Here is a 21823-nt window from a genome sequence, read left to right as displayed (position 1 = left end):
GGCACCGCGCGTAGTCCACACATCACTCACATTCAGGAGACCGCCATGGTTCTGCGCTCCCAGATTCTCGTCAACAAGAACGCCCTTCCGACTGCCGAACAGGCCCTGCCCGGTCGTGCCGAGCCGCTACCGGTGGCCGACACCCACTATGTCAACGGCAATCCGATCAAGGCGCCTTTCCCTGCCGGCCTGCAGCAGGCCGTGTTCGGTCTGGGCTGTTTCTGGGGTGCCGAGCGCCGCTTCTGGCAGCAGCCGGGCGTGTTCAGCACGGCGGTCGGCTATGCCGGCGGCATGACCCCCAACCCCACCTACGAGGAAGTCTGCTCCGGCCTGACCGGGCACACCGAGGTCGTACTGGTGGTGTTCGACCCGCAGCAGACCAGTTTCGAGGCATTGCTCAAGGTGTTCTGGGAAGTGCACAACCCCACCCAGGGCATGCGCCAGGGCAACGACCAGGGCACCCAGTACCGCTCGGCGATCTACTGCCACGACGAAGCTCAATGGAGCGCGGCAAAAGCCAGCCAGGCGCGCTTTCAGGCCGAGCTCGACAAGGCCGGCCTGGGCACCATCACCACCGAAATCCTCGAGGCGCCGACCTTCTACTACGCCGAGACCTATCATCAGCAATACCTGGCGAAGAACCCCAATGGCTATTGCGGCCTGGGCGGAACAGGCGTATGTCTACCCCCTGAGTCCTGAACACAGGTAAAGGGTCGTGGAGCTGAGCAACATTTCCAGCCAGGTATCGAGTCAGGCATCGACGCAGATTGCAGCGCAGATGTCGCTCCTGCTGCTGCGCAAGACGCTGGAGCTGCAGGCGGCCAACATCAGCGGGCTGGTACAGTCCGCTGCTCCGCTCAGCGCCCCCAGCAACCCGCCACATCTGGGCAACAGCATCGACGTGATGGCTTGAAGAACTACTGCCCTCTCGTCTTGAGCCGGACTAAACTGCGGGCAATTAGCCATCAAACGACGAGCCCGGCATGCCCGCCACTCTGCCCACCATCACTCCCGATCAGCTGTGCGTCGGCCTCTACGTCCATCTGGACCTGAGCTGGTGGGAGCATGATTTCGCCTTCAGCAACTTCAAGATCAAGGACGAAGCGCAGATTCGCGCGCTGCGTGCGCTGAAACTGAAGCAACTGCGTTACGACCCGGCACGCAGCGACTGTCCACCTCTGGAGCTCGCCGAAGACGTACCGACGCCCGCTTCCATCGAACCGCCCGTCGACCCGCAGGCCCAGGAGCGTCAGGAACGTGCACAGAAACTGCGCCACCTGCGTAGCCGTCTGGCCGATGTGGACCGCCGCTTCATCGAGGCCAGCCAACGCATCAAGGCACTCAACCAGACCCTGCGCAGCCGTCCGGAAGATGCCATGCGGCAAGCTGGCGCCATCGTCGGCGAAATGGTCGAGACGCTGCTCGGCGCCCCCGGCGTCGTACTCCACAGCATCACTGGCAAGGCCGCCGAGGACAGCTACTTTCACGCCCTCAACGTCACCGTGCTGTCCCTGCTGCTCGGGCGCCAGCTCGGCCTCGACAGTGAGGCCTGCCACAGCATTGGGCTCGGCGCGCTGCTGCACGATATCGGCAAGCTGGAAGTGCCGAGCAAGGTGCTGCTCAAGCCCGAGCCACTGACCCGCCCGGAGCAGCAACTGCTACAGATGCACACCGACTTCGGCCTACGCATGGGGCAGAAGCTGATGCTCGACGACGAGGTCCTGCGCATCATCCACGAACACCACGAGCATTGCGACGGCAGCGGCTACCCGCGAGGCCTGCGCGAAGCCGCTATCGGCCGCCTGAGCCGCCTGGTGGCCATCACCAATCACTTCGACGGTCTGTGCAACCCGCTCGACCCACGCCAGGCGCTGAGCCCGCACGAGGCCCTGGCGTTGATGTTCAAGCAGCAGCGCGAGCATTTCGACGACGTGATGCTCAAGGCCTTCATCCGCGTAATGGGTATCTACCCGCCGGGCAGCCTGGTACAGCTCGAAGATGAACGTTACGCACTAGTGCTGGGCATGAACCCGACCCAGGCGCTGAAGCCGACGCTGATCCTCTACGATGCAGACACGCCCAAGCAGGAAGCATTGATCCTCGATCTGGCCCAGGAGCCGAAGCTGGCCATCGCCCGCAGCCTGCGTCCCTCGCAGCTACCGCTGGAGGTACTGGAATACCTAAGCCCACGGCGCAACCTGAGCTATCACATCGAGCCCAACCACAAACCCGCCTGAACCCCTTGAGCCCGGATGCAATCCGGGGATCGGGGCCACGGCTCCCGGATTGCATTCGGGCTACGCGCTGCAGGCAAGAGCAGTGTGTGGCTCGCTTGCAGCTTATGGCTTGCCGCTTGCGGCTTCTTCTATCAGCCAGTCCAGGCGCCAACCACCCTGGCTTTGCCCCAAAGCATCGGCCAGCCAAGGCAACAGCTGCTTGAGCTCGTCCTCCAGCCCCCAAGGTGGATTACTGATCACCAGACCGGAACCGGTCAGGCGCGTCGCATCGTCGGGGGCGTGTACGTATAGCTCGGCGCGCAGCAGCTTGGGTGCGGCGCTCTTTTGCAGATCGCGGTAGAAACGTGCCAGCTGGCGCTCGTCCTTGATCGGATACCAGATCGCGACGATGGCCTGACGCATGCGGCCATGCGCCTCGTTCAGCGCTTCGACGCAGCGCTGCAGTTCATCCGTCTTCTCGAACGGCGGATCGATCAGCAGCAGCACGCGTTTCTCGCGGGTCGGCATCAGCGCTCGCGGCACATGCCAGCCTTCGCCCAAGTGCACGGCAACGCGGCGGTCGCCGCGCATGTTGTCCTTGAGCAGGCGGCCGTCCTCGGGATGTTTTTCGTTGAGTTGCAGGCGATCCTGCTCGCGGCTGAGCAGCCGCGCCAACTCGGGCGAGCCGGGGTAGTAGCGCAGCTCGCCATCCGGATTCATCGCCCGCACCACCTCCAGATAAGCCTCCACCGCATCCGGCAACTGCGAGGCCTGCCAAAGGCGACCGATGCCTTCCAGGTACTCGCCGGTGCGGCTGGCCTGATCACCCTGCAGATCGTACAGGCCAAGTCCTGCGTGGCTATCGAGGTAGGCGAAGGGCGCCTCTTTCTTCGACAGCAGGCCGATCAGGCGAGTCAGCACCAGGTGCTTGAGTACGTCGGCGTGATTGCCGGCATGGAAGGCGTGGCGGTAGTTCATGCGGGAGTCCTCGAATCAGGCGCGCAGTTTAACAGGGAGGCGACTCGCATTGCGGCTTGCTCGATCGTGTCTGCAAGGCCTAGGCTGCCTGCTCCTCAATGGACAGCGAGAACCCGCGATGTCTCTGCAACGATTGCTCGGCAGCGAACTCCCCCTGATCCAGGCGCCGATGGCCGGCTCGCAGGGTCACCGACTGGCTGCCGCCGTGTGCCAGGCCGGCGGTCTCGGCTCGATTCCCTGCGCCATGCTCACACCCGCAGCCCTGCGCCAAGAACTGGAGGCCATGCGTGGCCTGACCGCGCACCCATTCAATCTCAACTTCTTCAGCCATCTGCCACCCGAGCCGGATGCCGCTCGCGAAGCACTCTGGCGCGAAATGCTGGCGCCCTACTACCAAGAACTGGGTGTGGATCAGGCGAATATCGCCAATGGCCCGGGGCGTTTGCCCTTCAACCAGGAAGCCGCCGCACTGGTGGAGGAATTCCGCCCGGCGGTGGTCAGCTTCCATTTCGGTTTGCCGGACGAAACTCTTCTGCAGCGCGTACGGCGCAGCGGCGCGAAGATCCTGTCCAGCGCCACCACGCTGGACGAAGCGCTCTGGCTACAGGAGCGCGGCGTCGATGCAGTGATCGCCCAAGGACTGGAAGCCGGTGGCCATCGCGGACACTTTCTCGATCACGATCTGAGCCGACAACTCGGCATCTTCGCCCTGCTGCCGCAACTGGTCGATGCCTTGTCGGTGCCGGTGATCGCGGCCGGCGGCATCAGCGATGCACGAGGCGTGGCCGCAGCGATGGCGCTAGGCGCAGCCGGTGTACAGATCGGCAGCGCCTATCTGTTGTGCCCGGAGGCCAACACCAGCGCCATCCACCGCGCCGCCCTGCAGAGCCCGGCGGCGCGCCATACGGCGTTGACCAACCTGTTCAGCGGGCGCCCCGCGCGCGGTATCGTCAATCGCCTGATGCGCGAGCTGGGGCCGCTCAGCTCGCAGGCGCCAGCGTTCCCACTGGCCACTGCGGCCATCGCACCGTTACGGACGGCAGCCGAGGCGCAGGGCAACGGAGATTTCTCGCCGCTCTGGGCCGGGCAGAATATCGCCAACTGCCGGCCAATGCCGGCAGCCGAGCTGACCCGCGAGCTGGCGCGGGGCTTCGCTCAAGGTTGAAATTCGCGGCTGAAGCCGCTCCTACGAACGGACATTGGCGGCAGGATTTAGCGCTTTATCACGGCCGATGATGATGCTGGGCAGCCGGTCGGCTGGCTGCCTAGACTCGATGGATCATCTGGAGGCCCGTTCCATGTCCGAGACCCTGCTCAGCTCCCGCAACCTGGCGTTCGAACTCTATGAAGTACTCGACGCCGAAGCCCTGACCCAGCGCCCACGCTTCGCCGATCACAATCGCGAGACTTTCGACGCGGCCATCATCACCGCACGCGGCATCGCCGAAGAGCTGTTCGCCCCGCACAACCGCAAGAACGACGAGCACGAGCCGCAGTACGTCGACGGTGGCGCAGTGCTGATCCCCGAGGTCGAGCCCGCGCTGCGCGCCTTCCACGAAGCGGGCTTCCTCAATGCCACCCGCGACTTCGAGCACGGCGGCATGCAACTGCCCAATCTGCTGTCGCAGGCCTGCTTCGCGCATTTCCAGTCAGCCAATATCGCCACCAGCTCCTACTCGATGCTGACCATGGGCGTGGCCAACCTGATCGAGGCCTTCGGCAACGAGGAGCAGAAATCCCGCTACCTGCAACCGATCATCGACGGCCGCTTCTTCGGCACCATGGCACTGACCGAGCCGCACGCTGGCTCGTCGCTATCGGACCTCAGAACCCGCGCCGAACCGCATGTCGACGGCAGTTACCGGATCAAGGGCAACAAGATCTTCATCTCCGGCGGCGACCAGCCGATCTCCGAAAACATTGTGCACATGGTGCTGGCCAAGTTGCCGGACGCACCGCCCGGGGTGAAAGGCATCAGCTTGTTCCTGGTGCCCAAGTTCCACGTCAACGACGATGGATCGCTGGGCGCGCGCAACGACGTGACCCTGGCCGGGCTGTTCCACAAGATGGGCTGGCGCGGCACCACGTCCACGGCGCTGAACTTCGGCGACAACGGCGAATGCGTCGGCTATCTGGTGGGCAAACCGCATGCGGGCCTGTCCTACATGTTCCAGATGATGAACGAGGCACGTATCGGCGTCGGCATGGGCGCGATCATGCTCGGCTATGCCGGCTACCTGTATTCGCTGGACTACGCGCGTAACCGTCCGCAGGGGCGTCAGCCGGATGGCAAGGACCCGAGCAGTCCACAGGTTTCCATCATCGAGCACGCCGACGTACGGCGCATGTTGCTGACGCAGAAAGCCTACGTCGAAGGCGCTTTCGACCTCGGTCTGTATGCTGCACGCCTGTTCGACGACACCCATACTCTGGAAACCGCCGAAGACCGCACCCGAGCACTGGAACTGCTCGACCTGCTCACCCCCATCGTCAAATCCTGGCCGTCGGAGTTCTGCCTCAAGGCCAATGAACTGGCCATCCAGATCCTCGGTGGCCACGGCTATACCCGCGAGTACCCGGTGGAGCAGTACTACCGCGACAACCGCCTCAATCCGATCCACGAGGGCACGCAGGGCATCCAGTCGCTCGACCTGCTCGGGCGCAAGGTCTCGCAGAACGGTGGCGCCGCGCTCAAGCAACTGCTCAAGCTGATCAACGACTGCTGCCAGCGCGCCAGCGAACATGAGTCGCTCACATCCCTGCGTCAGCCACTCGAACAATTGCTGGCCCGCCTGCAGGCGGTGACCCTGGCCCTGCTCGGCGATCTGTTGAGCGGCAAGGTCAACCAGGGCCTGGCCAACTCGGCGCTGTACCTGAAGGTGTTCGGCCACACGGTGATCGGCTGGCGCTGGCTGGAGCAGGCGATCCGTGCCGAGCAAGGCCTGGCGAACACCGACAACGCCGACGAGCAGGCCTTCTATCGCGGCAAGCTGCAAGCCGCGCGCTACTTCCTGACCTGGGAAGTGCCCAGCTGCCACCACGACCTGGCCATTCTCGAAGCGCGCGACGACACCTGCCTGGGTATGCAGGACGCCTGGTTCTAAGGTTGCGCCAAGCGCCCCGGGGTGGCCCAAGGCGGGGCGCTTCGGGGCAATTTAGAAAAATGTAATAACCTTTTTGACAGCGGTACGAAGGCTACGGTTAGAATCCCTGGCACGCGCCATGCATAACGGCGCCCCGATTTCCCCAGCCAGGAGTAAGCGCACTTGGATGCCAGCGCCATCAACAATCTTTTCTTGATCGGTGCCCTGTTGGTTGCCTTCAGCATCATGGTCAGCTCGGTCTCCACCCGCGTGGGCATCCCGATTCTGGTCATCTTCCTCGGTGTCGGCATGCTCGCCGGCGTTGACGGCATTGGTGGCATCGTCTTCAACGACTACTCCCTGGCCTACCTGGTCAGTAACCTGGCGCTGGCTGTCATTCTTCTCGACGGCGGCATGCGTACGCGGGCCTCGACCTTCCGCGTGGCGCTGTGGCCGTCCATGTCACTGGCCACACTGGGCGTGGCCATCACTGCTGGTTTGACCGGCGTGGCGGCTGCCTGGCTGTTCAACCTGAGTCTGATCGAGGGCCTGCTGATCGGCGCCATCGTCGGCTCCACCGATGCCGCCGTGGTGTTCAACCTGCTCAACGGCAAAGGCCTCAACGAGCGTGTTGGCCCGACACTGGAAATCGAGTCGGGCAGCAACGATCCGATGGCCATGTTCCTCACTGTCACCCTGATCAGCATGATCGCCTCCGGGCAGAACAGTTTTAGCTGGGGCATTCTCAGCAGCCTGATTCAGCAGTTCGCTCTGGGCATCGCTCTGGGCGCACTGGGCGGCTGGCTGCTCCTGCAGCTGATCAACCGCCTGTCGGTGGCTGACGGCCTGTACCCACTGCTTGCTGTCAGCGGCGGCATCATGATTTACGCGATTTCCGGCATCATCGGCGGCAGCGGCATCCTCGCTGTCTATGTCTGCGGCCTGCTGCTGGGCAACAGGCCGATCCGTAACCGTCACGGCATTCTGCATATGTTCGATGGCCTGGCCTGGCTCAGTCAGATCGGCATGTTCCTGGTACTCGGCCTGCTGCTGACCCCGAGCAACCTGCTGCCGATCGCCGTGCCGGCGCTGCTGCTGTCGCTGTGGATGATTTTCTTCGCACGGCCACTGTCGGTATTCATCGGCCTGCTGCCCTTCAAGAGTTTCAACCTGCGCGAACGCGTGTTCATCTCCTGGATCGGCCTGCGCGGCGCAGTGCCGGTGATCCTCGCGGTGTTCCCGCTGATGGCCGGCCTGGAGAATGCACAACTGTTCTTCAACGTCGCCTTCTTCATCGTGCTGGTTTCCCTGCTGCTGCAGGGCACCACGCTGGGTTGGGCGGCGCGTAAGGCCCGGGTGGAAGTGCCGCCAGTGCCCTCGCCGATATCGCGTGCCGGCCTGGAAGTCCACCTGACCAGCCAGTGGGAGCTGTTCGTCTATCGTCTTGGTGCCGAAAAGTGGTGTATCGGGGCGCCACTGCGGGCGCTGAATATGCCGCAGGGCACGCGTATCGCCGCGCTTTTCCGTGGTCGCGAGTTGCTGCACCCATCCGGCAGTACCACACTGCAGGAAGGCGATATTCTCTGCGTCATCGGCCATGACGCCGACCTGCCGGCGCTGGGTAAACTCTTCAGCCAGGCGCCTAAACGCGGCCAGGATCTGCGTTTCTTCGGCGACTTCGTGCTTGAGGGTGATGCCGAACTGGCAGCAATCGCGGCCCTCTATGGCCTGAAACTCAATGATGTCGAAGGCAATCAACCCCTGGGGCGTTTCATTGCTCAGGCAATTGGCGGCGAACCTATCGTCGGCGACCAGACCGAATGGCAGGGGCTGACCTGGACAGTGGCGCAGATGGAAGGGAACAAGATACGCAAGGTCGGCGTCAAATTCCCCGAAGACAGCCGCCCGGCTCCCGGGTTGCACTTCTAGGAAGCTGCTAGCATCAGTCACCATCGCACGCGGGCCTCAAGGCCCGCGTGTTCGTTGTGTCGCAAACGGCCTAAACTGCCATCGTCAACTCACCAGATAGATCGACCATGTCCCTGTTGCGTCGCCCCCTTGTCGCTGCCGTACTCGCTCTGTGTCTGGGCGTCTCGCCTGTTTTTGCCGAAGAGCCGCCAAAAATTGAAAACGTGCAGCAGAGCCTCGACGCCTTGGCAGATCGCAAGCTGCCGGAAGCCGAGCAGTTGGTGCTCAAGCAAACGCTGGAGCAAACCCTGCGCATGCTGCAGGACCGCCAGACCGCCGATCAGCGCCTGAGTGACCTGCGCAAGCAACTGGACGAGGCGCCGCGCCTGATCAACGAAGCCCAGCGCGAACTGAGCCGACTCAAGGCCAGCCCGGAAGTGCCGATCGCAGAGCGTCATGCGCGCACCAGCCTGGCGCAACTGGAGCAACTGCTCACTGACCGTTCCAACCAGCTCACCGAGTGGAACAAGGCGATCATCGAAGCCAACAGCCTGGTGATCACCGCCCAAACGCGCCCCGAGCGCGCGCAAGCCGAGATCAGTCAGAACCAAGCGCGCAGCCAGATCATCAACGATGCGCTCAAGGCCGGTCGCTATGACGGCAAGACCCTGAGCCCGGAGCGCCGTGACCAGTTCAATGCAGAACTGGCACTGCTCGCCGCGCAGACGCAACTGCGACGCCAGGAGCTGGCAGGCAACAGTGTGCTGCAGGACCTGGGCAGTGCTCAACGTGCTCTGCTTGAGACACGTATCAACCGCGCCGAGCAGGAGCGTCAGGCATTGCAGAGCCTGATCAATGATCGCCGCCGCGCCGAATCGGAGCAAACCGTTGCCGAGCAGTCGCTGGAAGCTGAGCGCGCCAGTTCGGACAAACTCTTGGCCAAGGAAAGCACGCTAAACCTCAAGCTCTCTGACTACCTGCTGCGGGCGACCGATCGCCTCAACGACCTTACCGAACAGAACCTGAGAACTCGCCAGCAGTTGGATAACCTGGCGCAGGCGGACCAGGCTCTGGACGAGCAGATTCGAGTACTGCAGGGCAGCCTGCTGCTGTCGAAGATTCTCTATCAGCAGAAGCAGTCGCTACCGAAACTGAAGCTCGAAGATGGCTCGCTCGCTGACGAGATTGCGGACATTCGCCTCTACCAGTTCGAGTTGAACAAACAACGCGACGACATCAGTGACCCGAGTCGTTATGTGGATAGCCTACTGGCCGATCAACCAAACGAGGAAGTCACAACAGAGCTTCGGACGGCACTGCTGGAGCAACTCGATACCCGCCGAGAACTGCTCGACCGCCTGAACCGCTCGCTGAACGCACTGCTCAACGAATCGATCACCCTCCAGCTCAACCAGAAGGAGCTGGAAAGCACGGCCAGCAGCCTGCGCGCCACCATCGACGAGCAGATGTTCTGGATTCCCAGCAACAAGCCGCTCGACCTCGAATGGCTGAAGACGGCGCCGCATCACTTTCAGCAGCAACTGGCCGACATGCCCTGGGGCATGGCCATCAGCGAACTGGGCGCGGGCCTGATCGAGCGACCGCTGGTGTTCCTGCCGCTGATTCTGCTCTGCGCACTGATACTCTGGCGCCGCCAGTATCTGTTCGACAAGCTCAGCGCCCTGCACGGCGATATCGGCCATTACAAGCACGACAGCCAGCTGCACACGCCAATGGCGCTGGGGCTCAACATCATCCTGGCACTGCCGGTCGCACTGTTCCTGGCGCTGTGCGGCTACGCCCTGCTGCACGACGCACGCGGGCAAAACCTCTACCTGGGCGCCGCGCTCTACGAGATGGCAGAGGCCTGGCTGGTGTTCTACACCCTGCACCGCATCCTGTCCCCGGACGGCGTGGCCATCCTGCACTTCCACTGGCCACCCGCCAACGTCGCCTTCTTCCGCCAGCACCTGCGTCGCCTTGGGCTGGTGGTGATGGCCCTGGTGGCCGTGGTGAGCATCGCCGAACACCAGCCGGCGAGCCTGGCCAACGATGTGATCGGCATCATCGTGGTCCTGAGCTGCTATGCCCTGATGGCCTGGATGCTGTTCCACCTGCTGTTCAGCGCCCCCCTGCGCGAGCACACCTCGGGCCTGCGCACCACGGTCGGCGTGCTGTTCAACCTGCTGCCACTGGCACTGATCGGCGCCGTTGCATTCGGCTACTACTACACCGCGCTCAAGCTCACCGACCGGCTGATCGACACTCTTTATCTGCTGATCATCCTGTTGCTCGTCGAGGCCACCCTGGTCCGCGGGCTGAGCGTCGCGGCACGACGCCTGGCCTACCAACGCGCCCTGGCCAAGCGTCAGGCGCAAAGCAAGGAAAGCCTGGATGGCGAAGCGCCGGTGGAAGAGCCGACCCTGGACATCGAGCAGGTCAACCAGCAATCGCTGCGCCTGATCCGCCTGGCCCTGCTAGGCGGCTTCCTGGTTTGCCTGTACGCGGTCTGGGCCGATCTGATCGGCGTATTCACCTACCTCGACACCATCAACCTCTACGAATACAGCAGCGGTACCGGGGATAACGCGACACTGGTGCCCATCAGCCTGATGGACGTAATCGGTGCCCTGATCATCGTCGCCATCACCGTGGCACTGGCGCGTAACTTGCCCGGCCTGCTCGAGGTGCTGGTGCTGTCACGCATGCGCCTGGCGCAGGGCAGCGCCTACGCCACCACCACCTTGCTGTCCTACGCCCTGGTCGCCATTGGCATCGTCACCACGCTATCGACGCTGGGCGTCAGTTGGGACAAGTTGCAGTGGCTGGTGGCGGCGCTGTCGGTCGGCCTCGGTTTCGGCCTACAGGAAATCTTCGCCAACTTCATTTCAGGTTTGATCATCCTGTTCGAGCGCCCAGTGCGTATCGGTGACGTGGTAACCATCGGCAATCTGTCCGGCACCGTGAGCAAGATCCGCATTCGCGCCACCACCATCACCGATTTCGATCACAAGGAAATCATCGTTCCGAACAAGACCTTCATCACCGGCCAGTTGATCAACTGGTCACTGAGCGACACGGTCACCCGCGTCACCCTCAAGGTTGGCGTCGGCTATGGCTCGGACCTCGACCTGGTGCGCAAGCTGCTGCTGCAGGCGGCGCAGGAAAACCCGCGCGTGCTCAAGGAGCCGGGGCCCATCGTCTACTTCCTCAACTTCGGCGAGAGCACGCTGGACCACGAGCTGCGCATCCACGTGCGCGACCTCGGCGACCGCAACCCGGCCACCGACGAGATCAATCGTTTCATCGACCGCGAATTCCCCAAGCACGGCATCAACATCGCCTTCCGCCAGGTCGAGGTGTACGTGAAAAACCTGGAACATGGCGAGCAGAAGCTGGATCAGAAAGATCTGGCCAGGGTCGCAGCCGCCGGCGCCGCCAGTGTGCAGCAACCACCCAAACCGCCCGCAGTACCTTGAGCAGGTAGGAGCCACCCGGTGAAAAGCCTCGACCAGTTGATCTTCGACAACCGCTTCGCCCGCCTAGGCGATGCCTTCTCCACCGAGGTACTGCCCGAACCTATCGAGCAACCACGCCTGGTGGTGGCGAGCGAGTCGGCCATGGCTTTGCTCGACCTGGCTCCAGACGAAGCACAACGTAGCGAGTTCGCCGAACTGTTTGCCGGGCACAAACTGTGGGAAGAGGCTGAGCCGCGCGCCATGGTCTACTCCGGCCACCAGTTCGGCGGCTACACGCCGCGCCTTGGCGATGGTCGCGGCCTGCTGCTCGGAGAGGTGATCAATGACGCTGGCGAGCACTGGGACCTGCACCTGAAGGGTGCCGGCATGACGCCCTACTCGCGCATGGGCGATGGTCGTGCGGTGCTGCGCTCGTCGATCCGCGAATTTCTCGCCAGCGAACATCTGCATGCGCTCGGCATTCCCAGCTCACGCGCGCTTTGCGTCACCGGCTCCGACACCCCAGTGTGGCGCGAGAAGAAGGAAAGCGCCGCGATGGTGCTGCGCCTGGCGCAGAGCCATGTGCGCTTCGGCCACTTCGAGTACTTCTACTACACACGCCAGCACGAGCACCTGAAGACGCTCGGCGAGCATGTCATGGCCTGCCACTTCCCGGCATGCCTGGAACAGGACGAACCCTGGCTGGCGCTGCTGCGCGAAGTGATCGAACGCACCGCCTCGATGATCGCCCACTGGCAGGCCTATGGTTTCTGCCACGGCGTAATGAACACCGACAACATGTCGATCCTCGGCATCACCTTCGACTACGGCCCCTACGCCTTCCTCGACGACTTCGACGCCAATCACATCTGCAATCACTCCGACGACACTGGCCGCTACAGCTTCAGCAATCAGGTGCCCATTGCACACTGGAACCTCGCAGCCCTGGCCCAGGCGCTGACCCCTTTCGCCTCCGTCGAGAAGTTGCGCGAGGCGCTGGAGCTGTTCTTGCCGCTGTACCAGGCGCATTACCTCGACCTGATGCGCAAGCGCCTGGGTTTCACTAGCGCCGAGGATGAGGACGACGCATTGATCCAGCGTCTGCTGCAACTGATGCAGCAGGGCAAAGCCAGCGACTACAGCCTGTTCTTCCGTCGCCTGGGCGAGCAAGCCCCTGCCGAGGCGCTCAAGGTCGTGCGCGATGATTTCGTCGACCTCGCCGGCTTCGATGCCTGGGGACACGATTACCTGGCCCGCTGCGAGCTGGAGGGAGGGGAACAGAGCGAACGCCAGGCGCGCATGCACGCGGTCAATCCCAAGTACATCCTGCGCAACTACCTGGCGCAGCAGGCCATCGAAGCGGCCGAGGCCGGTGACTATGGCCCGGTGCGCGAACTGCACGCGGTATTGTCCCGCCCGTTCGATGAGCAGCCGGGTATGCAACGCTATGCCGAACGCCCGCCGGAGTGGGGTAAACATCTGGAGATTAGTTGTTCGTCTTGACTGGCTAGGTGTATGGGGCGAGTAGACGCCGTTCGGGGTTTATCTATTAAACCGAAAAGGCATATCAATCTACCCAAACATTCTTAGACTATCTAAGAGAACCTCTCTATCGTTGCGCTCAGCCAGGCCGCCCAGTGCGCGCCCGATACCTCACACGAGATTCGACGCAAAGAATCTGCCCACTATTCTGTAAGCTAAAACCTGCTGTCCAAGCGGTCAGGCAACCTTACGGAAAGAGGCCGGTTCTAAGGATTTTCATGCTCTGGGATTCCCTGCCCCTCCTGTTCGTGGGCGCCCTGCTGATCTGGGTGCTCTATGCCTTCGTCCGCGAGAAATGGAGCCCGGATATCGTCGCGGCCATCGCCGTCGCCGCCCTGCTGGTCACCCAGCTGCTGACGCCTGGTGAAGTGCTCAGCGTACTGTCCAACTCCGCACCGGTGACCATCGCCTGCATGTTCGTGCTCTCCGCCGCCTTGGAACGCACCGGCTGCATCGACGCCCTCGGCAACTGGCTGGGAGACCTGGTCGGCACCAGTCCGATTCGCGTCCTTACCGGCCTGACCGTCACTGCGCTGGTTGTCTCCGCCTGCCTGAACAACACGCCGGTGGTGGCCATTCTCACTCCAGTGGCGATCGCTCTTGCCCGCCGCGCCGGCACCCTGCCGTCCAAGCTGTTGATCCCGCTGTCCTACGCCACCATCCTCGGGGGCACGCTGACCATGATCGGTACCTCGACCAACATTCTGGTCGACGGTGTAGCACGCAAGGCCGGCATGGAGCCCTTCGGCATCTTCGAGATCACTGGCGTCGGTCTGGCCATGGCAGCCTTCGGCATGCTCTATCTGCTGACCATCGGCCACCGCCTGCTGCCAGAACGGGAAACCTTGTCACGCCAGTTGCGCCCGGATCTGTCTCGCACCTTCATGACCGAACTGCTGGTGCCGCACGACTCGCCAATGATTGGCAAGACCCTGCACGAGGCCAACCTTAACGGTGGTAGTGGTCTGCAAGTGCTCAAGTTGTTCCGCGATGAACAGGAGCTGACCGAGCCGGGCGCCGAAACGCTGCTCGCCAGCGGCGACCGTCTGGTACTGCATGGCCAGGTCAAGGATGTAGTGGAGTTGCGCGAGAGCGGCCACCTGAGTTTCAACCGTGGCGATGCCTTCGAAACCATCAGCAGCCACGACGTAATCCTCGCTGAGGCCATCGTCGGGCGTAACTCGCGCTACAGCCACCGACCGATGCGCGACCTCGACCTCACTGCGCGCTACGGCATCGCCGTGCTCGCCGTGCATCGCCAGGACGAGAACGTGCAGGGCAACCTCGACGAGTTCGAGTTGCAATTCGGCGATGTGATGCTGGTCGAGGGCACGCCAGCGCAGATCAAGCGTTTCGCCGACAACGGCGAGCTGATCAGCCTCAACGCCGTGCAGGAGCGCGCCTTCCGCCGCGACAAGGCGCCCATTGCCATTCTCGCGACCCTGGCCGTGATGCTGCTCGCTGCTTTTGGCGTGATGCCCATCGAAGGCCTGGCGATCATCGGCGCCGTCACCGTACTGGCCACCCGCTGCCTGGACGTGGAAGACGCCTACAAGGCGGTGGACTGGAAGATTCTCAGCCTGATCTTCGGCATGCTGGCCATCAGCATCGCCATGGACAAGGTCGGTTTGGTCAAGCTGCTGGTGGAGAACGTCATGGGCTGGCTGCCTTGGGCCGGACCACTATTGATGCTGAGTTTCATCTACCTGTTCACCTCGATCCTCACCGAGATGCTGTCCAACAATGCGGTGGCGGTACTGGTGACGCCCATCGCCATCGGCATGGCTCAGCACCTGGGCGTCGACCCGCGCGCCTTCGTGGTCGCGGTGATGTTCGCCGCCAGCGCCAGCTTCGCCACTCCGATCGGCTACCAGACCAACACCTTCGTCTACAACGCCGGCGGTTATCGCTTCACCGATTTCATGAGAATTGGCATTCCCCTGAATCTGCTGCTGTGGGGCGTGGCAACGCTGGTCATCCCTTGGTTCTTCCCGCTGACGCCAGTCTAAGGCATAAGCTACGAATACAACGATCTAACCCAAGGCCCGTTTCATTGCGCCAGCGCATTGACCGGGCCTCGTCGCTTTATCCATGCTGCGATCCTTTCAATCTGCCCTGAAGGAACGCTCGCATGAAATTGGAAACACTCGCCATCCACGCTGGCTACGACCCGGATCCCACTACCAAGGCGGTGGCGGTACCGATCTACCAGACCAGCTCTTTCGCCTTCGACGACACCCAGCACGGCGCCGACCTGTTCGACCTGAAGGTCGCTGGCAACATCTATTCGCGCATCATGAACCCGACCAACGCCGTGCTCGAGGAGCGCGTGGCGGCGCTGGAAGGCGGCGTCGGTGCGCTGGCCGTGGCATCCGGCATGGCCGCCATCACCTACGCCATCCAGACCGTGGCCGAGGCTGGTGACAACATCGTCTCGGTGGCCAAGCTCTACGGCGGCACCTACAACCTGCTGGCCCACACCCTGCCGCGCTTCGGTATCCAGACCCGCTTCGCCGCGCACGATGACATCGCCGCGCTCGAGGCGCTGATCGATGACCGCACCAAGGCGGTATTCTGCGAATCCATTGGCAACCCAGCCGGCAACATCGTCGACCTCGCGGCGCTGGCCGAAGCCGCACACCGCCATGGCGTGCCGCTGATCGTCGACAACACCGTGGCCACACCGATTCTCTGCCGTCCCTTCGAGCATGGCGCGGACATCGTCGTGCACTCGCTGACCAAGTACATCGGTGGCCATGGCACCAGCATCGGCGGCATCGTGGTCGACTCCGGTAAATTCCCCTGGGCCGACAACAAGGCGCGCTTCCCGCTGCTCAACACGCCCGATCCTTCCTACCACGGCGTCACCTACACCGAAGCCTTCGGCCCTGCTACCTTCATCGGCCGCTGCCGCGTGGTGCCGCTGCGCAACACCGGCGCAGCGCTATCGCCATTCAACGCCTTCCTCATCCTGCAAGGCCTGGAAACCCTGGCCCTGCGCATGGAGCGGCACACCGAGAACGCGCTGAAAGTCGCGCAGTACCTGCAAAGCCACCCGCAAGTAGCCTGGGTGAAATACGCCGGCCTGGCCGATCACCCCGAACATGAACTGGCCCAGCGCTACTTCGGCGGCAAACCGGCGGCGATTCTCTCCTTCGGCATCCAGGGCGGACAGGAAGCCGGGGCACGCTTCATCGACGCGCTGCAACTGGTGGTACGCCTGGTCAATATCGGCGACGCCAAGTCGCTGGCCTGCCACCCGGCGTCGACCACACACCGCCAGCTCAGCGACGAAGAACTGCATAAGGCCGGCGTACCGCGCGATATGGTGCGCCTGTCCATCGGCATCGAGCATATCGACGACATCCTCGCCGACCTGAGCCAGGCTCTCGAGGCCGCACGCGGCTGATCGCTTGAAAAGCCGCTGCTTCGGCTCCAGATAGCAGTCATAACCACTTGGAGGGCACTTCTAAAAACGTAGGCGAGGCAGTCAGCACAAGGCAAAAACAGGCGAGGAAGCGGAGTGTACTTTTGTACATGAGCATTCCGAGTCTGTTTTTAACGCAGTGATGGCAACGCAGGTAGTTTTTAGAGGTGCCCTGGAGCCGAATCATGAGCGATCCCCTGCTAGTCCCCTGCCCGCACTGCAACGGGCTCAACCGCATTCCCGCCGAACGCCTGGGCGATGCCCCACGCTGTGGCCGCTGCAAGAGCGAAGTGTTGCCAGGCGTACCCATCACCCTCACGCAGGCCAATTTCGCCAGCCAACTCAAGGGCGACCTGCCGTTACTGGTAGATGTCTGGGCCAGTTGGTGCGGCCCCTGCCAGTCCTTCGCCCCGACCTTCCAGCAGGCCGCCGTGCAACTGCAGGGACGCTGCCGCCTGGGCAAGCTCGATAGCGAAGCCAACCCGAATCTGGCCGGGAAACTGGGCATCCGCTCCATTCCCAGCCTGATCCTGTTCAAGGGAGGTATCGAAGTCGCCCGCCAGAGTGGCGCCATGCCACTACCGCAACTGCAGGCCTGGCTGCGCCAACAGGGCATTTAGGATGCACCTATAGCTCGGATGCAATCCGGGCTATGTGCCTGGAGCTCTTGAGCGCTTCGGCCAGTCACTACGGGCGCTGCGGTCAATTGCAGCCCACCACCGACCCCTTAGTCTGGCAAAGCGCCCGCCCAAGGAGTTTTGTCATGCCGCTACCCGTGGAAATCGCCCGCCAACTCACCGAAGAACAAATCGCCTTCGTCAAACGCAGTGGCCTCAAGGCCGAGGTCCTCGAGCCTGGCTTCGTGCGCCTGCGCATGCCGCTGCAAGGCAACCAGAACCATATCGGCAGCATGTACGCCGGCGCGCTCTTCACCCTCGCCGAAATTCCCGGTGGCGCGCTGTTTCTGACCAGCTTCGATGTCCAACGCTTCTATCCCATCATCAAGGAAATGAATCTGCGCTTTCGCCGTTCAGCTACGGGCGATATCCAGGTGGAGGCACGTCTCTCGGCAGAGGAAATCTCCCGTCTCGAAGCGCAAGCGAGCCAGCAGGGCAAGGCCGAGTTCCTGCTGGAGTTGCAACTGACCGACGGCAGCGGCGAAGTGGTCGCAGAAAGTCGCGGCCACTACCAATTGCGTTTACGCTGATGACGTCGCTATGCGGGTTCGCAATCGGAAACAGTCCCCGACCTTGCCACAGGTCAAAAGAGCGGCTATCTGAACAGGCACAATAAAATTGCCGACGGGTATCGGCAGGAGAGCCGCCACCATGTTCCATCACATCCTCATCGCTCATGACCTGCGCGATACCGCTGACATGGCCCTATGCCGCGCCACCCAGCTGGCCCGGCAACATGGCGCCCGCCTGACCATGCTCCACGTGCTTGATCCCAGCCAGAACAGCGAGCAACACGAAAAGGCGCGCCTGGCATTGGATCGCAGCCTGACCCAGTACGCCCCGCCCGGTACCGAACTGCGCATGCTCAGCGGCAAGCCTTCCGAGGTGGTGCTGCAACAGGTGCAGGACAGCGGCTGCGACCTGCTGGTCCTGGGTGGGCATCAGAAACGTCACGATTTCTTCTCCGGCACCAGCCTCGACCGTATCGCGCGGCGCTGCACCGTGCCGCTGCTACTGGTGGCGCGCAACGACTTCCAGCCTTACCAGCGGGCCTTGGCCGCCATCGACTTTTCCCTGTGCGCCTGCAGCGCACTCGGCCAGGCCTATCAGCTGCTGCCTGGCGATGCCGAACTGCATGCCCTGCATGTATTCGAGCCGGACAAGGGCACGCCGCAGCAGGTAGAACTGCAGCTACAGACCCAGCAGGGACTGATCGATCAGTTGCTGCATGACGAAGCGCAGAAGCTCCCGGCCGAAGGTCCCAAGCTGAGCCACGAGGTGCTGCAGGGTGGCATCCTGCGTAGCCTGCAAGAGCAGATCAAGATGCGTCGATCAGAACTGTTGGTGCTCGGCAGCCACGGCCGCAGTGCCTTTTCCCAGGCCTTGCTGGGCAGCCTGGCGCAGCACTTCCTGCACAAGGCGCCCTGCGACGTATTCGTGGTGCGCTAGCGGCAGCCGCCCAAGAAAAAGGCGCCTCCAGGCGCCTTTTCCATTATCAACTGGCGTTGAGCAGATCGTGCAGCTCGACGAACTGCTGGGTCAGCTTGTGCCGCGCATCGAGATGGATCAGGGGTGTGCAGACCTGGTGCGACTCGCGCATCTTCACCGAGCTCATAAGATTGACCGGCAGCACCGGCAGCCCTTCGGCAATCAGCTCATCCAGCAACTGCTGCGGCAGCGTCGCACGTGGCTGAAACTGGTTGACCACGATGCCCTCCACTTCCAACGCCTCGTTATGGTCGTCCTTGAGCTCTTCGATCTCGGCTAGCAGACCGTACAGGGCATTGCGCGAGAAGCTGTCGCAATCAAAGGGAATCAGCACTCGGTCAGCCGCGATCAAGGCGGAAACCGTATAGAAATTCAGCGCTGGCGGCGTATCCAGGTAGATGTGGTCGTAGTCTTCGGCCAGCTCGTCGAGCAGTTTGCGCAGCTTGTTGATCTTGTGCTTCTGCTCGAGTTTGGGCTGCAGCTCGGCCAGTTCGGCCGTGGCCGTGACCACATGCAGGTTGTCGAACGGCGTTTCGTAAATATCGACCTTGCCCTTCTTCGCGAACGGCCCGGACGACAGGGTTTGCTTGAAGAAATCGGCGATGCCCATGGGAATTTCCTCGCCGGTCAGCCCAGTAAGGTAATGGGTCGAGTTAGCCTGAGCATCCAGGTCGATCAGCAGTGTGCGATAGCCCTGCGCCGCACTCACTGCCGCAAGATTGCAGGCGATACTGGACTTGCCTACGCCGCCCTTCTGGTTAAACACCACACGTCGCATCGTCGCTCTCCCTGATTTCGAATACCGCGGATTCTATGCAAAGCCCATGACAGACACGAGAAGCAGACCACAACGCCATCATCCGCCCATCAGAAGAAGCTGCACAACATTTGCACAGTGCCGTGCGCATCTAGATAATGCCCGACCGAACAGATACCGGCACTATGCCATGGACGCTGATTGACCTCTCTTTCAGGCGTATCGTCGTGCCGACCCGTATGCCCGGAGTGGCGAAAAGCCTCGTGCTATGAATTTCCAGATCGAAGGATTGCGCGCCTGGGCCCCCGGCCTGGAGTCAGAGGATGATTGGCGTGCCTGGTGCAGCGCCCCTGTGGTCCTGCCCGACGACCAGCAACAGCCGGATGTGAGTTTTCTGCCTGCCATGCAGCGCCGCCGCCTCAGCCGGCTGGCGCGCATGCTGTTCCATGTCGCCTGGTCCCTGGCCGAAGGGCAAGGCCCACTTCCCCTGGTGTTCGCCTCGCGCCACGGCGAAACGCCGCGCACGCTTGCCATTCTTACCGAACTCGCCAAAGGTGAGCCGCTGTCGCCTACCCAGTTCAGCCTCTCCGTGCACAACGCGATCATTGGCCTGTGGTCGATCCTGCGTGAGGACAGCAGCGAGATGACTGCTATGGCTGCGACAGGAGACGGTTTGGAGCAAGCCATGCTTGAGGCCGGCGGGCTACTTGCCGAGGGTGCCCCCGGCGTCTTGCTGGTCGTCGCAGAGGAATCGCCGCCCGACCTCTACACGCCCTATATAGATGACGTACCCTTTTCCTACGCGCTGGCCCTGCTGTTGAAACCGGGCAAAACCTGGACCTTGAGCCTCGCGCCCGCCGAACCTGGCTTACCTGCCGCCTGGCCACACCCCCTGAACCTGCTGCGCGCCTACCATGGCGGGCAGCGAACGCTGACTCACTACTGGAAAGACCGCCAATGGATCTGGTCACGCAACGAGGACTGAGTCCCTACAGCCCGCCGTATGCATGGAGACTCATCGCGACGGCATTGAGCTTCGCCCTCTTCGGGGTCGGCGGCGTGTTGCTGCGCGTGCTGGTTTTCCCTGTGCTTGGCTTGCTGCCTGGCGATGTCCTGCAGCGCCGCACCCGGGCGCGTGCAGTGGTCAGCTGGACCTTTCGCGTATTCGTGCAATTCATGTTCCGCACGGGTGTACTTACCTATGAGGTGGAGGGCGCCGAACGCCTGGGCCGTCCCGGCCAGATGGTGATTGCCAATCACCCCTCGCTAATCGACGTAGTGGTGCTGATCGCCTTCATCCGCGACGCCAACTGCGTGGTCAAGCAGAGCCTGTGGGAAAACCCCTGCATGCGTGGCCCGATTCGCGCCGCTCAGTACATCAGCAACAGCGGCAGCATGGACATGCTCGACGAAGCAGCCGGCGCCCTGCAAAGCGGCGAGACCCTGATCATTTTCCCTGAGGGCACCCGCACGGTGCCCGGCACCAACCCGGAGTTTCACCGCGGTGCAGCTGCAATCGCGGTACGCGGCGCCAGCGTGGTCACCCCCGTGGTGATCAGCGTGACACCGACGACCCTGACCAAGGCCGAGCCCTGGTACAGCATTCCGTCGCGCCGCTTTCACTTTCGCCTGCGGGTCGGGGAGGATATCGACCCGCGGCAATTCACCGAGCAGGCCCCATTGCCGATTGCCTCGCGCAAGCTCAACGACCATCTGCATCAACACTTTATGAAGGAGCTCGCCTCAGATGAGCGATCTGCAACGTGAAATCAAGAACCTGATCATCGATGCCCTCGGCCTCGAGGACATGAGCGCCGACGATATTGGCGCGGAACAGACGCTATTCGGCGAAGGCCTCGGCCTGGACTCGGTGGACGCGCTGGAGCTTGGGCTGGCGATCCAGAAGCGCTTCGGCATCAAGATCGACGCCGAAGCCAAGGACACTCGCAAGCACTTCGCCAATGTCGCGAGCCTGGCTGCGTTCGTTTCCGCCCAGCAAACCGCTTGAGGATTACTCCAGATGCAAAGCCGCGAAGAAATCTTCGTCACCCTGCGCAGCGCCCTGGTGGAGCTGTTCGAACTGGATGCCGAGCGCGTCACCCTGGAAGCCAGCCTGTATGAAGATCTGGAAATCGACAGCATCGACGCCGTCGACCTGATCGACCACATCAAGCGTCAGACCGGCCGTAAGCTCGCCGCCGAGGAATTCAAGAGCGTGCGCAGCGTGGGTGACGTGGTCGAAGCCGTGTACCGCCTGATCAACGAAACGCCCCAGGCCCAAGCCTGATC

Annotated in this window: 19 protein-coding genes; 17 read left to right on the top strand and 2 right to left on the bottom strand. The window is 62.6% G+C overall.

The window, feature by feature from the left end; translation table 11 throughout:
* Positions 1 to 45 precede the first annotated feature (45 nt).
* From msrA to EL191_RS03285, 3 genes are all read left to right on the top strand, one after another.
* Positions 46 to 699: a peptide-methionine (S)-S-oxide reductase MsrA gene (gene msrA / locus EL191_RS03295; RefSeq protein ID WP_017363347.1), complete on the top strand. Its 654-nt coding sequence runs from the start codon at positions 46 to 48 to the stop codon at positions 697 to 699.
* A gap of 16 nt (positions 700 to 715) precedes the next feature.
* Complete coding sequence (locus EL191_RS03290) at positions 716 to 913, top strand: putative motility protein (RefSeq protein WP_041976478.1); 198 nt, start codon at positions 716 to 718, stop codon at positions 911 to 913.
* 70 nt (positions 914 to 983) lie between these two features.
* Positions 984 to 2237: an HD-GYP domain-containing protein gene (locus EL191_RS03285; protein WP_041976476.1), complete on the top strand. Its 1254-nt coding sequence runs from the start codon at positions 984 to 986 to the stop codon at positions 2235 to 2237.
* A gap of 102 nt (positions 2238 to 2339) precedes the next feature.
* Here EL191_RS03285 and EL191_RS03280 read toward each other — a convergent pair whose 3' ends face one another.
* Positions 2340 to 3194, bottom strand: a complete 855-nt coding sequence (locus EL191_RS03280) for a 23S rRNA (adenine(2030)-N(6))-methyltransferase RlmJ (protein ID WP_013713787.1) — start codon at positions 3192 to 3194, stop codon at positions 2340 to 2342.
* Positions 3195 to 3312: 118 nt separating this feature from the next.
* Here EL191_RS03280 and EL191_RS03275 point away from each other — a divergent pair, with 118 nt between their 5' ends.
* From EL191_RS03275 to EL191_RS03225, 10 genes are all read left to right on the top strand, one after another.
* The gene (locus EL191_RS03275) at positions 3313 to 4359 is read left to right on the top strand and encodes an NAD(P)H-dependent flavin oxidoreductase (protein ID WP_041976473.1); all 1047 of its coding nucleotides are present in this window, start codon (positions 3313 to 3315) and stop codon (positions 4357 to 4359) included.
* A gap of 133 nt (positions 4360 to 4492) precedes the next feature.
* Entirely contained in the window at positions 4493 to 6298 is a 1806-nt protein-coding gene (locus EL191_RS03270) for an acyl-CoA dehydrogenase (protein ID WP_041977152.1), read from the top strand.
* A gap of 162 nt (positions 6299 to 6460) precedes the next feature.
* Entirely contained in the window at positions 6461 to 8206 is a 1746-nt protein-coding gene (locus EL191_RS03265; RefSeq protein ID WP_017363353.1) for a potassium/proton antiporter, read from the top strand.
* A gap of 107 nt (positions 8207 to 8313) precedes the next feature.
* Positions 8314 to 11664, top strand: a complete 3351-nt coding sequence (gene mscK / locus EL191_RS03260; protein ID WP_041976471.1) for a mechanosensitive channel MscK — start codon at positions 8314 to 8316, stop codon at positions 11662 to 11664.
* Positions 11665 to 11682: 18 nt separating this feature from the next.
* Complete coding sequence (gene selO, locus EL191_RS03255) at positions 11683 to 13146, top strand: protein adenylyltransferase SelO (RefSeq protein WP_041976468.1); 1464 nt, start codon at positions 11683 to 11685, stop codon at positions 13144 to 13146.
* 257 nt (positions 13147 to 13403) lie between these two features.
* The gene (locus EL191_RS03250) at positions 13404 to 15194 is read left to right on the top strand and encodes an SLC13 family permease (protein WP_013713781.1); all 1791 of its coding nucleotides are present in this window, start codon (positions 13404 to 13406) and stop codon (positions 15192 to 15194) included.
* 122 nt (positions 15195 to 15316) lie between these two features.
* The gene (locus EL191_RS03245) at positions 15317 to 16594 is read left to right on the top strand and encodes a bifunctional O-acetylhomoserine aminocarboxypropyltransferase/cysteine synthase (RefSeq protein WP_041976465.1); all 1278 of its coding nucleotides are present in this window, start codon (positions 15317 to 15319) and stop codon (positions 16592 to 16594) included.
* 203 nt (positions 16595 to 16797) lie between these two features.
* A complete protein-coding gene (gene trxC, locus EL191_RS03235) occupies positions 16798 to 17232 on the top strand; it encodes a thioredoxin TrxC (RefSeq protein ID WP_041976463.1) in 435 nt (144 codons plus the stop codon).
* A gap of 143 nt (positions 17233 to 17375) precedes the next feature.
* Positions 17376 to 17819, top strand: a complete 444-nt coding sequence (locus EL191_RS03230) for a PaaI family thioesterase (protein ID WP_041976461.1) — start codon at positions 17376 to 17378, stop codon at positions 17817 to 17819.
* A gap of 121 nt (positions 17820 to 17940) precedes the next feature.
* Entirely contained in the window at positions 17941 to 18738 is a 798-nt protein-coding gene (locus tag EL191_RS03225) for a universal stress protein (protein ID WP_041976459.1), read from the top strand.
* A gap of 46 nt (positions 18739 to 18784) precedes the next feature.
* Here the strand turns inward: EL191_RS03225 and EL191_RS03220 are convergent, their stop codons facing one another.
* Positions 18785 to 19555 carry a ParA family protein gene (locus tag EL191_RS03220; RefSeq protein WP_013713776.1) on the bottom strand — a complete coding sequence of 257 codons (771 nt, stop codon included), beginning with the start codon at positions 19553 to 19555 and terminating at the stop codon, positions 18785 to 18787.
* 247 nt (positions 19556 to 19802) lie between these two features.
* Here EL191_RS03220 and EL191_RS03215 point away from each other — a divergent pair, with 247 nt between their 5' ends.
* Genes EL191_RS03215 through EL191_RS03200 form a run of 4 tightly spaced genes read left to right on the top strand, consistent with a single transcriptional unit; the run spans position 19803 to position 21821 of the window.
* Positions 19803 to 20519, top strand: coding sequence for a beta-ketoacyl synthase chain length factor (locus tag EL191_RS03215; protein ID WP_041976457.1), 717 nt, complete (start codon positions 19803 to 19805; stop codon positions 20517 to 20519).
* Positions 20520 to 20563: 44 nt separating this feature from the next.
* Positions 20564 to 21301 carry a lysophospholipid acyltransferase family protein gene (locus tag EL191_RS03210; protein ID WP_013713774.1) on the top strand — a complete coding sequence of 246 codons (738 nt, stop codon included), beginning with the start codon at positions 20564 to 20566 and terminating at the stop codon, positions 21299 to 21301.
* Positions 21282 to 21542 (top strand): phosphopantetheine-binding protein, encoded by a 261-nt coding sequence (locus EL191_RS03205; protein ID WP_013713773.1) that lies wholly within the window; start codon positions 21282 to 21284, stop codon positions 21540 to 21542. The genes EL191_RS03210 and EL191_RS03205 overlap by 20 nt, the downstream gene beginning before the upstream one ends.
* Positions 21543 to 21554: 12 nt before the next feature.
* On the top strand, positions 21555 to 21821 hold the full coding sequence (locus tag EL191_RS03200; protein WP_013713772.1) for an acyl carrier protein: 267 nt from the start codon (positions 21555 to 21557) through the stop codon (positions 21819 to 21821).
* The last annotated feature ends 2 nt before the right edge of the window (positions 21822 to 21823 follow it).

Origin of the sequence: Pseudomonas mendocina (genome assembly GCF_900636545.1) — a bacterium.
Classification (GTDB): Bacteria; Pseudomonadota; Gammaproteobacteria; order Pseudomonadales; family Pseudomonadaceae; genus Aquipseudomonas; species Aquipseudomonas mendocina.
Note: the sequence above shows the minus strand (reverse complement) of the source record. Positions and strands in the feature narration are given on the sequence as shown.